The organism is Stenotrophomonas mori (assembly GCF_023556335.1).
Taxonomy (GTDB): domain Bacteria; phylum Pseudomonadota; class Gammaproteobacteria; order Xanthomonadales; family Xanthomonadaceae; genus Stenotrophomonas; species Stenotrophomonas mori.
On the sequence record NZ_JAIKTS010000002.1, the window covers coordinates 188,362 to 201,276 of the forward strand.

Sequence of the window (12,915 nt, forward strand, 5' to 3'; positions counted from 1 at the left end):
TCCAGTGGCATGCGGGAGATGGACGGCCTGGTGGGCGGGCGTCGCGCGGCTGCCCGGACGGTGCCGCAGGCGGCTGCGGCGAGGGTCCCCGGCGACCGCGCCGCACCCGGTACGGGCCGCGCGCCGCCACGGACCGGCGGTACCCGTCGTAGAGTCGCCATCGCGTAGGAACCGCGCCGTCGCCCGGCGACCGCACGCCGCCCGGCACGATCGCCAGGGCGCGGCCAGCGGCGCGCTCCTCAGCTGCGGTCGCGCAGGAACCGCGCCATCGAGGAGACCCCCGGCAGCGCCGGCTCGAACTCCCCGGCGATGTCGATGAAGCCGCGCATGACCGCGATCTCGCGCGGGGTGCGGCCCAGGGCGTCGCGCAGTTCCGGATCGGCGCCGGCGCGCAGCAGGCGCTGCACCAGCAGCGACAGGCCGTGCAGCGCCGCCAGGTGCAGGGGACCGAAACCGCGCGGGTCGCGTGCGTCCAGCGCGACCCCTTCGTCGAGCAGGCGCTCGACCGCGGCCAGCACCACATGTTCATCGCAGGCGGTGCCCGGCTCGGCACGCGCGCCCAGCAGCAGCAGCAGCGGCGTGACCGTTCCCGCCGACGGCTGGTCCGGCTCGGCGCCGGCCAGCAGCAGCGTGTCCAGCAGCGCCAGCAGCCGCGAGCGGTCGCGGGCGGTGAAGCCGAACAGCGCCGCGCAATGCAGCGGCGCCAGTTGCTGGTCGTCGCCGGCATGCACATCGGCGCCGGCGGTCAGCAGCCGCGCGACCAGGTCGGGCAGGCCCAGCGCCGCGGCCAGCATCAGTACGGTGACGCCGCCCGGCAACCGGTGGTCGATGCGGGCGCCGGCGTCCAGCAGCGCGGTGACGATGCCGGACTGGCGCATGCTCACCGCCGCCGACAGCGGCGTGGCGCCGCTGGACGCGGCATGCTGCGGATCGCCGCCGCGCGCCAGCAGCAGGTCCACGACCGCGGCATGGCCGCCGCCGGCCGCCCGCAGCAACCCGGTGCAGCCCTGGGCATCGACGGCATCGACCGGCAGCCCGAGATCGATCAGCCGCCGTACCGCATCGGCGTCGCCGGCCATCGCCGCGGCCGCCACGTCGGCGTCGCGCAGGGGGCGCAGCGGCAGCGGCCAGGCGCGCCAGTCGAGCCAGTCGGCGAGGTCGCGGCGGCCGCTGGACAACGCCACCCCCAGCGGGGTCTGGCCGTCGGCGGCGCGCGCGTCGGGCGAAGCGCCCTGCATCACCAGCAGTTTCAGCGAGGCCTCGCGCGCCAGCGCCGTGGCCAGGTGCAGGGCGGTCATGCCATGGCTGTCGCGGGCCTCACGGTCGGCACCATGCACCAGCAGCCACTGCTGCACCCGCAGCCATCCCAGGCGCACGGCCAGCGCCAGCGGCGGATCGCCCACCGGCGAGGTGCCGAACGGGTCGGCGCCGCGCTCGAGCAGGTCGAGCACCGCCTGTTCGGTCCCGCGCGAGCCCTGGTCGTGCTGCACGCAGGCCGCCAGCAGCCGGCCAAGGCCGCCGCGTCCGGCCGGCGAGACGCCATGCCGCAGCAGTACCTGCACCGTGGGAAGCGCGTCCACGCCACGCGCCAGCAGCGCGAACATCGGCGTGTCGCCACAGGCATCGCGCTCTTCGGCCGCGGCCCCGTGGACCAGCAGCCAGTCCACCACCGCTGGCTGCAGCGCCAGCGCCGGATCGTGCAGCAGCCCGCCCAGGTCGGCGGCCGTGCACAACCGCGCCAGCGGCGCCATGCCGTCGGTATTGCCGAAGGCCAGCGCTTCGCGCAGCAACGCCAGCGGTGCGCGGTCGTCGAGCCGCCGCGCCGGCGCCGCCTCGTCGCCCTCGCCGGCGGCGAGGGCGTCGCTGACCGCCGACGGCAGCGGATAGCCGGGATCCAGCAGCGAGACGATGCTCCAGCGGCCGGCCGCGGCGGCATGGTCGATCGCGCGGCGACCGTCCGCGGCCGCCAGCCCGGCATCGATACCCAGGTCCACCAGGCGCCGCACCAGCGCCGCGGTGGTGCCTTCGGCACGGCAGGCCAGCAGCACCGCATTGCAGCCCTCGCCATCGACCGCGGCGACCTCCGGCGCATGTGCCAGCAGGCGTTCCAATACCCCGGCGCGGCCGTTCGCGGCCGCATCCAGCCACGGCGTACGGCCGGCCGCGTCGCGCGGTTCGACATGCGCGCCGGCACCCAGCAGCACCTCGACGATCTCCGCATGGCCGGCGGCGGCGGCCTCGTGCAGCGCGCTGCGGCGGTTGCGGTCGCGCGCGTCCAGCCGCGCCTTGTGCTTGAGCAGCAGCTGCACCCCGGCCGGATCGTCGTCCTCGGCGGCGACCGCCGAGATCAGCACCGGTACGCCACCGGGCGGTTCCACCTTCGCGCCCCGCTCCAGCAGGAAGCGCGCCAGGCGCCAGTTGCCGGCCTGGCAGGCCAGCGCCAACGGGCTGTGCCCCTCCTGGTTGAGCGCGTCGATCTCGGCCGCGGCATCGCGCAGCAGGGCCGCCACTCCGGGGTCGGAGCTGCGTGCGGCATGGTGCAGCGGCGTGTTGCCCTCGGCATCGGCGGCGCGCGGATCGGCACCGTTGGCCAGCAGCGTCATCACCGCCTCGGGCCGGCCATGCCAGCTGTCGCGGGTGGCCGCCAGCAGCGGCGTCATGCCGCGGTGCGCCAGGTTGACGTCGACCCCGCGGGCGATCAGCGCACGCAGCAGGCGCAGGTCCGGCAGCACCGCCGCCAGTACCGCCAGGCTGCGCTGGTCGCGCGCGTCGGCCGGCGGCAGCGCATGCGCGTCGGCGCCGGCCTCGAGCAGCTGCAGGGCGCGGTCGACCCGTCCGCCGCGGGCGGCGTCGTACAGCTGCGGCGCCCGTTCATGCGCCTCCATCGGTTCCAACGGCGCCGGCTCGGCCAGCGCCTCGGCGAACGGATCGAAGGCCGGGGCCGGCGGCGCGGCCGCGACCACCGGCGCCGCCACGGGCAGCGCCTGCACCAGCGCATGCAGCACCGGCGACAGCAGCACCACGGCCGCGGCCAGCGGCCAGCGCAGCGCGCCATCGACCAGGTCCGGCCAGGCCGGCGCGACCACCGCCGCGCACAGCAGCCCCAGCGCCAGGGCCGCCCACAGGCCCTGCCAGGAATCCAGGCCGCGCCCGGACACGGCCGCCCAGCGCGCGCGCAGGCTGCCGCCTTCGCGCTCCAGGGCCTGCCACAACGGCCAGGTGCGCCACAGCGCCAACAGCGCCACGCTCACCGCCACGCACAGGGCCAGCACCGCCTGCAGGCTGCCGCTGTCGCGCAGCGCCGCCAGCGGCCATGACACCAGCACCGCGAGCAGCACCGCGGCACCGGCCCACAGCGCCAGCAGCGGCGGCAGCTCGCGTGCCCAGGACGCGAGCGGCGTGACCGCACGTGTGCGCCGCCACCACGACACGCCCAGCGCGAATGCCGGCTGCGCCAGCGCCCCGCACAGGGCGGCGACGAGCCCCCCGCGGACGGCGGCGAGCGCCAGCAGCGCACCGACCGCCAGCGCGCCCAGGCCCCGGATACGCGCGATGTCAGTCATCGCGACCGTCGATGCGGGGAGGCGTCACCGGCGCCAGCGGGGGCGGCGGCAACTGCAGATGGAATCCGTGGTCGGCCAGGTTGGCGCGCACGCGCGCGGCATCGGCCCGGGCCAGGCGCCGGCCGGGCGTCAGGGCGACCTCCAGCACGAAGGCGAACGGCGCCAGAGCGGTACCGATCGTGGAGGGAATCGCGTCGAAATCGTCGCGCTTGGCAAGGTAGACATAGGTGTCCGGCTTGCGTTGGCTTTTGTAGACGTAGGCATGCATGCCCGCGGGCTTGGCCCTGCTTGGGAATGCGGGGATTGTGTCGGAAACCGGCAGCGGACGAAAGGCATCGCGGTCCAGGCGGCCGGGCAGCTCGCCCGCAGCCAGCATTCAGGTTCCTGCCGCGGCGGACGGGCGCGCCGCCATTCACGCCGCGCCGTTCACGCCGCTCGGCCCGGCCGCGGTCCTGCGCCGGGAGCCGGGGCAGCCGTTCAGTCCACCCTGGCGTAGACCCCCTCCAGGGCAACGCCGGCGAGCAGCGCTCCCGCATAGCACTCATAGGTCGCGGGGCTGCGGAACGTGTTCTGCTTGTAGTAGCTGACGATGTCCACGACCGCATTGGCACCGCGCGCCCGCGCGCCATCCAGCAGCGCCGACAGTGCCACCCAGCGGCAGGCGTCCGCATCGCTCTTGTTCACGGCGTTGGTCTTCTTGTTGGTCACGTCCTCGCCCAGGCGCTCGCACACCCGGACACTCTGGCCGGCCAGTTAGAAGCGGACGCTGCCGTCGATCCCCGCATCGCGGGCCTGCTGCGAATGGAGTAGTTCCTGCAGCGACTGCTCGACACGGGTCTCGCGGGCGGACGCCAGCCCCGGCAGGGCCAACAGCACGCAGGCGAGGATCAGGTTGATACGGAACACCGGAAGACCCCTTGTCGCGGCTGGGGGTCAGCAGGGCCAGCGGCGGAAGACCAGTGAGGTGTTGATGCCGCCGAAGGCGAAATTGTTGCTCATCACGTACTCCGTCTGCAGTTCCCTGCCCTGCCCGACGATGTAGTCCAGCGCACCACAGCGCGGATCGATCTCGTTCAGGTTCAAGGTCGGCGCAAACCAGCCCTCGCGCATCATCTCGATGCTCATCCATGCCTCGAAGGCACCGCAGGCCCCGAGCATGTGGCCGACGTAGCTCTTGAGCGAACTCACCGGAACGGCGCTGCCGAACACCCGTGCCGTCGCCTGGGTCTCGGCGATGTCGCCATGCTCGGTGGCAGTGCCATGGGCATTGACGTAGCCGATCCGGGATGCCTCGATCCCGGCGTCCTGCAGGGCCAGGTGCATCGCCTGGGCCATCGTGTCGGTGCTGGGCTGCGTGACATGCTGGCCATCGCTGTTGGTGCCGTAGCCGACCACCTCGGCCAGGATGTCCGCACCGCGTTCCAGCGCGTGTTCCAGCTCCTCCAGCACCAGCGTGCACGCGCCCTCTCCCAGCACCAGGCCGTCGCGGCGCGCATCGAAGGGGCTGGGCGTGGTCCCGGGAGCATCGTTGCGCACGCTGGTGGCGAACAACGTGTCGAACACCGCGGCGGCAGTGGCGTCGAGCTGTTCGGACCCGCCCCCGAGCATCACCAGCTGCTTGCCGGAGCGGATCGCCTCGTAGGCCGAACCGACCCCCTGGCTGCCGGACGTACAGGCGCTGGAGGTGGTGTAGACGCGCCCGCTCAGGCCGAAGAACACCCCGATGTTGACCGGGGCGGTGTGGCTCATCATCTTCAGGTAGGTGGTGGCGCTGATGCCTTCGGTGGTGAACTCGTTGAGCATGCGCCCGAACTCGCCGGTGGCCTCGTGGCTGCCCGACGACGAGCCGTAGGCGACACCGGTCAGGCCGCTGCGCAGCACCGGGTGGCCGGCCAGGCCCGCCTGCTCGAGCGCCAGTTCGGCGGTGCGTACGGACATCACCGCGACCCGTCCCATCGAGCGGGTGGTCTTGCGGTTGTAGTGCGCCGGCAGGGTGAACGCCTGTGCCGGCGCGGCGAGTTTGGTGTTCAGCCCGGCATAGACGTCCCACTCGGGCATCGTCCGCACCGCATTCCGGCAGGAGCGCAGGTGCGCGCGTATGCTCGCCCAGTCATGGCCCAGCGGGCTGATGGCGGCGGCGCCGGTTACCACGACGCGACGGTCCTGGCCTGCCATCAGACCATTCCTCCGTTGACCGAGATCACCTGCCGGGTGATGTACGCGGCGGGTTCGGAAAGCAGGAACGCCACCGTCGCCGCGACTTCCTCCGGGCGCCCGACCCGGCCGGCCGGGATCAGCTTCAATGCGTGCTCGACGACTTCGTCGTTGAGCATTTCGGTGTCGATCAGGCCCGGCGCGACGCAGTTGACGGTGATGCCACGGCTGGCGAGCTCCAGTGCCAAGGCCTTGGTGGCGCCGATGATCCCGGCCTTCGAAGCGCTGTAGTTGACCTGCCCGCGGTTGCCCGCCACCCCCGAGACCGACGCCAGCGTCACGATCCGCCCGGGCTTGCGCCGGCGCACCATCGGCATGACCAGGGGATGCAGGACGTTGTAGAACCCGTCCAGGTTGGTGTGGACGACCTGGTCCCAGTCCTGCGCGCTCAACGCCGGGAAGGCGCCGTCGCGCGCCACGCCGGCATTGCAGACCACGCCGTAGTAGGCGCCATGGCTCTCCACGTCCGCCTCGAGCGCGGCCCGCGCCGCGGCACGGTCGGCCACGTCGAAGCACAGCACCCGTGCCTGGCGGCCCATTTCCCGTATGTCGGCCACGACCGCCTGCGCCTCCTCGACGCGGCTGCGGCAGTGCACCGCGACGTCGAAGCCGTCACGGGCCGCACGCAATGCGATCGCGCGACCGATACCGCGGCTGGCACCCGTCACCAGCACGCTGAGATCCCCTGTCATTGCTGTCCGTTCTCCAGATAGGTCAGTGCATCGGCCGGTTCGTACACCGACACGTTGGCCGCGGCCCATTGTTCGCCGTCCGCCATCAGCTGGCAGGCGAACATGCCCAGCCCATTGTCTCCCAGCAGTTCGCAGCGCGCATGGACCTGCAGCCGCGTGCCGCTCGGGAACACCGCCCGTGCCGCGCTGTAGCGCCGGCTCCCGAGCAGGAACCCGATGCTCGGCACGCCCCCGGCCCGGCGCGCCCGATACCCGGCCCAGGCGGCGATCGCCTGCGCCATGTACTCGATGCCCACCCAGGCGGGTACGCCGCCATCGGCGACGAACAGCCCCGAATCGGGCACCACCAGTTCGGCGCGTATCGATTCTTCGTCCCAGTACAGGACCCGGTCGAGCAGGCACATCGCATGGCGGTGCGGCACGACGTCCTCGATCGAATACGGTTCAGTCATGCGCCCTCCCCTCCAGTGCGAGCACCGCGTTGCTGCCACCGAAGGCGAACGAACTGCTGAGCACCCGGCGCGGCACCCGGGCCGCGTGCCCGCCCGCCGGCACCAGCGCCAGCCGCGGCAGTGCATCGTCGTGGTGGCCGTCCCACCAGTGCGGCGGCAGGCGCCCTTCCGGGTTCGCCGCCAGCGTGATCCAGCAGAGTGCCGCTTCGATGGCGCCGGAAGCCCCCAGCGCATGCCCGGTCAGCGGCTTGGTCGAACTGCACGGCACCTCGGGCCCGAACACCTGCCGCATGGCGGCCGCTTCCATCGCATCGTTGTGGTGGGTGGCCGTGCCATGCAGGTTCACGTAGTCCACGCTGCCGGGTTCCCAGCCGGCGCGGTGCAGTGCCTGGCAGAGCGCATCCACGGCGCCGCGGCCGCTCGGGTCCGGTGCCGACATGTGGTGCGCATCGGAGGTTTCGCCCCAGCCGGCAAGCCGCACCGGGCCGGGCTCCCGGGTCACCAGGAACAGGCCCGCGCCTTCACCGATGTTGATTCCGCCGCGGTTGCGCGAGAACGGGTTGCAGCGCTGCGCCGAAACCGACTCCAGCGCGCTGAAGCCGGCAACGGTGAAGCGGCACAGCGTATCGGCGCCGCCGGCGATGACCGCATCGACGATGCCGGCGCGCAGCAGGCGTGCCGCCGACATCAGCGCCTTGGCGCTGGACGAGCAGGCGGTGGACAGTGTCCAGGCGGGCCCGTCGGCGCCGCTGCGGTGGCGGACGAAGCGCGCGGCGCTGCCCATTTCCTGCTGGCCATAAGCGAACCCTTCCGGCCACTGCCCGCGCTTCTGGCGGATGCGCAGTGCCTGCTCGGATTCTCCGATGCCCGAGGTGCTGGTCCCCACCACCACCGCCACCCGCTCGGGGCCGTGGCGGGCGATGGCCGCGTGCACCGCCGGCAGGATCTGCGCCAGCGCGGCGTCCAGCAAGGCGTTGTTGCGGCCGCGGAGCGCCTCCGGCAGCTCCGCCAGGGACGGCACCGCACCGAGCACCTCGCCAACCGCCAGGACCTTTCCGGGCAACAGGACACGGTTGTCGCTCAGCCCGCCGGGCACCGCCGCGAACAGCCCGTCCGCCACCGCCGCGCGTCCCCTGCCCAATGCGCACACCACTCCCAGGTCGTTCAGGAATACCGGTACTGTCATGGGTCCTGGCCGGTCATCTCGATCGATTCGATGCGCAGCGCATAGCCTTCGGCGCGATTCTCCAGCAGCAGGCTGCCGTCATCCCGGCGTTCCAGCTGCAGCCACACCGTGCCGGCGTGCGACAGGCCACGGTGGCGGCCATCGTCGTCCACCGTCCAGCCGGCCGGCAGCACCTCCGCGATCGCCGCCGTCGGCCACAGCGCGAACTGCAGGTCGTCCAGCACCCGCTCCGCCCGCACCTGTGGAGGCAGCCATGGCGCGCGCTGCTGCGTCAGCTGGCGGCCATCCCATTGCAGCCGCACGCCGGTGCGGCCCATGGCCTGCACCGCCAGCTGCACGCCATCGGCGTCCGCTTCGAGCAGCGCATCGAGATCGCGCTCATGGCTGCCGAAACGGAAGTGCAGCTGCTGCTGGAGCGCCAACGGCGCGGGCAGGCGCGAAGGCGACAGCTGCAGTGGCGGCAGCTCGACCACGGGACGCGGCCTGCTGCCGGCGCAGGCGGCCAGCAACAGGCACAGCAGCATCGGCAGGATCAGGCGCTGCACAGCTCCTCCAGGACCCGCATGCGGCGCCCGCTGGGATCATCGACATAGGGATTGTCCGTATCCCACGCGTAGCCGGCGAGGATGGAGGAGATCATGCGCCGCACCTCGGGCTGCTGATGGGGATGGTAGATGATCTTCTGGAAGCCGCCCTGGTACCAGGCCTCCACGAAACGGCGGAAGGTCTTGACGCCGGCCCGCAGCGGCACCGAGAACTCCGCCTCCCAGTCCACCTGCTCGCCGGCATAGCGGCGCGCCAGGCAATCGCTGGCCAGCTGGGCCGACTTGAACGCGATGGTGACGCCGGAGGAGAACACCGGGTCGAGGAACTCCCCGGCATTGCCCAGCAGGGCGTAGCCGGGCCCCCACAACGAGCGGACATTGGCGGAATAGCCGGTGATGGTGCGCACCGGCAACACCGCCCACTCGGCGTTCGCCATCAACCGGCTGAGATTGGGGTCCTCGGCAACGATGGCCTGCAGCTTCTGCAGGTTGTCGCCCTCGTAGCGCTCGAAGAACGCCGGCTCGGCGACCACCCCGAGCGAGCAGCAGCCGTTCGAGAACGGGATGGTCCAGTACCACACGTCGATGTGTTCGGGATGGGTGGTGATCAGGATCTTGTTGCGGTCGAAGCCGGCGCCCATCGGAATATGGTCGCGCACGTGGCAGAAGATGGCCCCGCGCACCGGGAAGTTCGACGGCGACTCCAGTTCCAGCAGGCGCGGCAGCAGGCGGGCGAAACCGGAGGCATCGAGGATGAAGTCGGCCTCGATGCGGTACTCGCTGCCGTCCGGCCTGCGCACGTCCACCGACGGCTGTTCGCCCGGGCGCACCGCCAGGACCTCGTCACCGAAGCGCAGGGTGGTTCCCATGCGCTCGGCGCCGCGCGCCAGCACGTTGTCGAAATCCGCGCGCTGCACCTGGTAGGTGGTCCCCCAGCCCGGCGAGAACTTGTCGCGGAAATCGAACGCGGTCGTCGCCGTGCCATGGACGAAGGCCGCGCCGTTCTTGTGCTGGAATCCCGCTTCGACCACGTCCTGCAGCAGGCCGGCCGCCTCGATGTACTCCATGCTCTGCGGCAGCAGGCTTTCGCCGATGGAGAAGCGCGGGAACTGCTGGCGTTCGATCATCAGCACCTGCCGCCCCCGCTTGCACAGCATCGCCGCGGCCACGGAGCCGGCCGGACCGGCGCCAATGACCAGGATCTCGGTGCGTTCGACGGAGGGCAGAGCAGCAACTGGGTCTTCCACGGCAGCGTTCATCGGGACGTCCTTGAGAGTCGGGTAAATGGAGGGGTCAGGGTGCCGGAGGTGCCGGCGGGATCGGGGATGGCGGCGGCAGCGACTCGGGATCCGGGCGGAACAACGGCGAGATCAGCCATACCAGCCCGATGCCGAACAACAGCGTCAGGCCGAAGGCCCGCAATGCCGGCGTCGCCGACAGGCCCAGCAGTCCGAACGACAGCCAGGTGCTGGCCGCACCCACGCAGACCGCGAGCCACGCGCTCGCGTCGCCGCGGTGCTCGACCAGGAAGATCCCGTAATCGATTCCCATGCCCAGCAACAACAGCAGCGCCAGCACGTTGAACAGCTGCAGCGGCTGGCCGAACAGGCCCAGCAGGCCCAGTGTCAACGCACCGGCGATGAGGGTCGGGGCGAACACCCGCCACGCGCGCGAGCGGTAGCGCAGCCACAGCGCGCCGAACACCAGCCCGATGCCGACCAGCAGCAGCCCGCTCATAAGCGTCCGGTAATGGGCCAGGAGCTGCGAGAAGTCCGCCGTCCGGTCGACCCAGCGCACCCCCTGCAGGCCGTCGGCCGCGGTCTCCAGCGCCACGAGCGCGTCGGCCCGGGAAAGATCGTCGACCATCACCACACTGGTCAGCCGCCCGTCCACCTCGCCAAGCCAGAGGTGCCGGAAGGGGCCGGAGGCGGGCGAATCGATGAAGGCCTCGGCGGTCAGCGGCGCGTCCTTGAAGGCCGGCCGTTCCAGGCGCTCGCCCACGACCTCGGAGATCGCCGCGAGCACCGCCGGTTCGACCGCGTCCACCAGCCGCGCATCCGCCGCCTGGCGTGCTGGCGACGGCAGCCAGTCGCTGATCGCGCGATAGCCGCCGATGCGCTGCGCATCCACCAGCGCACGCAGGCGCTCGGTCAGGCGCTCCTCGTGCTCCAGCAGCTGCGCCGCGGTACGCCCCTGCACCAGGTAGAACTGCGCCGGGCTGGGCATGCCGAGCAGCTGGCTCAGGCGGACCTGTTCGGCGATCAGCGCCGGCGGCGAGGATTGCAGGCTGCGCAGGTCGTCGTTGCTGTGCAGGCGCAGGATGCCGAGCGCCGCCAGTGCCAGCGCGGTGCCCGCGAACAGGGCCACCTGGCGCCAGCCCTGGAGCCTTGGCCAGCGTTCCAGGGTGTCGCCCAGCCAGTGCGAAAAACGGCTCTGCCTGATCTTTCCGCCATCCAGCCAGGGAAACCAGAAGATCACCGTCAGGAAGGCCGAGGCCAACCCGACGACGGAGAACAGCGCCATCTGCCGCAAGCCCGGGAACGGCGCCAGCCCCAGTGCCAGGTAGGCCAGCGCACTGGTCAACAACGCCAACCACAGCCCCGGCAGGAGATGCCGCAGCAGCGCCCAGCGATGGCTGCGCGGTTCCGCCTGGCGGGCCGCGAACCAATGGATACCGTAGTCCTCGGCCACGCCGACCAGCGAAGCGCCGAACACCAGGGTCAGCACGTGCACCTTGCCGAACACCAGCACCGTCACCGCCAGCGCCACGCCACAGCCGATCAGCAGCGACGACGCCACCAGCAGGATCGGGCGCAGCGAGCGGAATGCCAGCCACACCAGCAGGAGGACCGCGGCCAGCGAGCCCCAGCCGATGAGGTTGATCTCATGGTTGGCCTGGACCGCCGCGGCCTCGGCGTGCAGCGGCACGCCGGCATGCAGGATCTCCAGCCGCGGCGCAGCGCGCCGGGCGGCCGCGTCGGCACGCTCCAGCACCCCCCCGAGATAGCGCTCGCCATCCAGCTGGAACGCGGAGTCGCGCGTGTCGTACTGCAGCGCGGCCCAATACTTGCCGTCGGCCTGCAGCAGGCCGTCCTCGCCCACGCGCATGCCCGATCCCTGCGCCTGCTGCTGCCACCACTGCGGCCACAGCGCAAGCGGATCCTCACGCCACTCGGTGAGCCGCGGCGCGCCCATCGGGCCGTAGAGACTGGCCATCGCGCGCTCGGCAAGCCCGGCGATCTCGGCATGCTGGAGCTCTTCGCGCTGTTCCGGTGTCAGCAGGCGGTCCCGGTACGGTGCGTAGAACGCGCGCGCCTGCTCGAACCAGCCCTCGATCGACCCGTTCGGCCGCAGCAGCTGTCCGTCGGCATCCGTGCGTACCGCATCGGCGAATGCCGCCTCCGCGCGCCGGGTCGCCTCGGGGTCGTCGCTGCCGAGCAGGACGACCAGCTGCCGGGAGCTGGCGTCGGCGATCCGGCGGGTGGCGTCGGACAACAGCCGGTCGTGCGCGTCGCGCGGCAGCAGCGCCAGGATGTCGGTGTCGATGCGCGGCTCTTCGCTCCACAGCTTCCACTGCTGCACGGCCAGGACCAGGAGCAGCGCCAGCCAGGCCAGCCCCAGCCAACGCCACCAGCGCTGCAGGCCCGTGTATGCGGTATCAGTCAAGGCGGCCGGCCTCGTCGGCGGTAAGCGATGCCGGCGTGTCCGCAAGGTCGCTGAACTGGATGCGGGTACGGTCCTGGTTCGCTTCGACGATCTCCACGTCGCGCACGTACCGGTCGCCCTGCAGCGTCATCGAACGGAAGGCCCGCGCGAGCATCGCCGACTTGGGCGTCAGCTGCAGCCGCCAGCCCTGGTCCACGCGCGTGGCGTCGACATGGAACTGGCTGGACAGTGCCCCGACATCGCCACTCATCAATGCGAACATGATCGCGTTGATCGAGCGCATCGCGGGCTGCTGGCGGGCATCCAACTCGACCCGCGTGCTGCCGTCGCGCTGGCGGCTGAGGATCCGATCGGCGGTCACCACCACTTCCGACGGAAACGGCTTGAGCGTGGTCCAGATGACGCCGCGCTGGCGCGCGACCAGGAACCGGCCCTGCGAGCGCAGCGGATTCCTGAACCCGCTGACCTGCTTTTCCTGGCTGAACTGGCCGCGCAGCACCTCCGGCCGCGCGACCATCTCGGTGATGGCGTCGATGACCGGCTCGGCCGCCCGTGCCAGCGGCATCACCATCCACAGCAGCATGCACGCGGCCAGCG

At 71.9% G+C, this 12,915-nt stretch carries 12 protein-coding genes; all 12 read right to left on the reverse strand.

Annotated elements, in window-relative coordinates; all coding sequences use genetic code 11:
- Positions 1-239: 239 nt before the first annotated feature.
- The gene (locus K5L01_RS08485) at positions 240-3,563 is read right to left on the reverse strand and encodes an ankyrin repeat domain-containing protein (protein ID WP_250063846.1); all 3,324 of its coding nucleotides are present in this window, start codon (positions 3,561-3,563) and stop codon (positions 240-242) included.
- A complete protein-coding gene (locus K5L01_RS08490) occupies positions 3,556-3,831 on the reverse strand; it encodes a YcgL domain-containing protein (protein WP_250064152.1) in 276 nt (91 codons plus the stop codon). The genes K5L01_RS08485 and K5L01_RS08490 overlap by 8 nt, the downstream gene beginning before the upstream one ends.
- Positions 3,832-4,040: 209 nt before the next feature.
- The gene (locus tag K5L01_RS08495; RefSeq protein ID WP_250063848.1) at positions 4,041-4,295 is read right to left on the reverse strand and encodes a hypothetical protein; all 255 of its coding nucleotides are present in this window, start codon (positions 4,293-4,295) and stop codon (positions 4,041-4,043) included.
- Positions 4,296-4,316: 21 nt separating this feature from the next.
- The gene (locus tag K5L01_RS08500) at positions 4,317-4,469 is read right to left on the reverse strand and encodes a hypothetical protein (protein WP_250063850.1); all 153 of its coding nucleotides are present in this window, start codon (positions 4,467-4,469) and stop codon (positions 4,317-4,319) included.
- Between the two features lie 27 nt (positions 4,470-4,496).
- The gene (locus tag K5L01_RS08505; protein WP_250063851.1) at positions 4,497-5,738 is read right to left on the reverse strand and encodes a beta-ketoacyl-ACP synthase; all 1,242 of its coding nucleotides are present in this window, start codon (positions 5,736-5,738) and stop codon (positions 4,497-4,499) included.
- Positions 5,738-6,469, reverse strand: coding sequence for a 3-oxoacyl-ACP reductase FabG (gene fabG / locus K5L01_RS08510; RefSeq protein WP_250063853.1), 732 nt, complete (start codon positions 6,467-6,469; stop codon positions 5,738-5,740). The genes K5L01_RS08505 and fabG overlap by 1 nt, the downstream gene beginning before the upstream one ends.
- Positions 6,466-6,921, reverse strand: a complete 456-nt coding sequence (locus K5L01_RS08515; RefSeq protein ID WP_250063855.1) for a hotdog family protein — start codon at positions 6,919-6,921, stop codon at positions 6,466-6,468. Before K5L01_RS08515 ends, fabG begins: the two co-directional genes overlap by 4 nt.
- Positions 6,914-8,107 carry a beta-ketoacyl-[acyl-carrier-protein] synthase family protein gene (locus K5L01_RS08520; protein WP_250063857.1) on the reverse strand — a complete coding sequence of 398 codons (1,194 nt, stop codon included), beginning with the start codon at positions 8,105-8,107 and terminating at the stop codon, positions 6,914-6,916. Before K5L01_RS08520 ends, K5L01_RS08515 begins: the two co-directional genes overlap by 8 nt.
- Positions 8,104-8,652 (reverse strand): DUF3261 domain-containing protein, encoded by a 549-nt coding sequence (locus tag K5L01_RS08525; RefSeq protein WP_250063859.1) that lies wholly within the window; start codon positions 8,650-8,652, stop codon positions 8,104-8,106. Before K5L01_RS08525 ends, K5L01_RS08520 begins: the two co-directional genes overlap by 4 nt.
- Positions 8,640-9,911 (reverse strand): NAD(P)/FAD-dependent oxidoreductase, encoded by a 1,272-nt coding sequence (locus K5L01_RS08530; RefSeq protein WP_250063861.1) that lies wholly within the window; start codon positions 9,909-9,911, stop codon positions 8,640-8,642. Before K5L01_RS08530 ends, K5L01_RS08525 begins: the two co-directional genes overlap by 13 nt.
- A 34-nt stretch (positions 9,912-9,945) precedes the next feature.
- Entirely contained in the window at positions 9,946-12,318 is a 2,373-nt protein-coding gene (locus K5L01_RS08535; RefSeq protein WP_250063862.1) for an MMPL family transporter, read from the reverse strand.
- Positions 12,311-12,901, reverse strand: a complete 591-nt coding sequence (locus K5L01_RS08540) for an outer membrane lipoprotein carrier protein LolA (protein ID WP_250064153.1) — start codon at positions 12,899-12,901, stop codon at positions 12,311-12,313. The genes K5L01_RS08535 and K5L01_RS08540 overlap by 8 nt, the downstream gene beginning before the upstream one ends.
- Positions 12,902-12,915: the final 14 nt, after the last annotated feature.

Excerpts from the sequence above, each read along its gene's own strand:
- K5L01_RS08485 (WP_250063846.1), bottom strand. The coding sequence starts at position 3,563 with ATGACTGACATCGCGCGTATCCGGGGCCTGGGCGCGCTGGCGGTCGGT.
- K5L01_RS08490 (WP_250064152.1), bottom strand. The coding sequence starts at position 3,831 with ATGCATGCCTACGTCTACAAAAGCCAACGCAAGCCGGACACCTATGTC.
- K5L01_RS08505 (WP_250063851.1), bottom strand. The coding sequence starts at position 5,738 with ATGGCAGGCCAGGACCGTCGCGTCGTGGTAACCGGCGCCGCCGCCATC.
- fabG (WP_250063853.1), bottom strand. The coding sequence starts at position 6,469 with ATGACAGGGGATCTCAGCGTGCTGGTGACGGGTGCCAGCCGCGGTATC.
- K5L01_RS08515 (WP_250063855.1), bottom strand. The coding sequence starts at position 6,921 with ATGACTGAACCGTATTCGATCGAGGACGTCGTGCCGCACCGCCATGCG.
- K5L01_RS08520 (WP_250063857.1), bottom strand. The coding sequence starts at position 8,107 with ATGACAGTACCGGTATTCCTGAACGACCTGGGAGTGGTGTGCGCATTG.
- K5L01_RS08530 (WP_250063861.1), bottom strand. The coding sequence starts at position 9,911 with ATGAACGCTGCCGTGGAAGACCCAGTTGCTGCTCTGCCCTCCGTCGAA.
- K5L01_RS08540 (WP_250064153.1), bottom strand. The coding sequence starts at position 12,901 with ATGCTGCTGTGGATGGTGATGCCGCTGGCACGGGCGGCCGAGCCGGTC.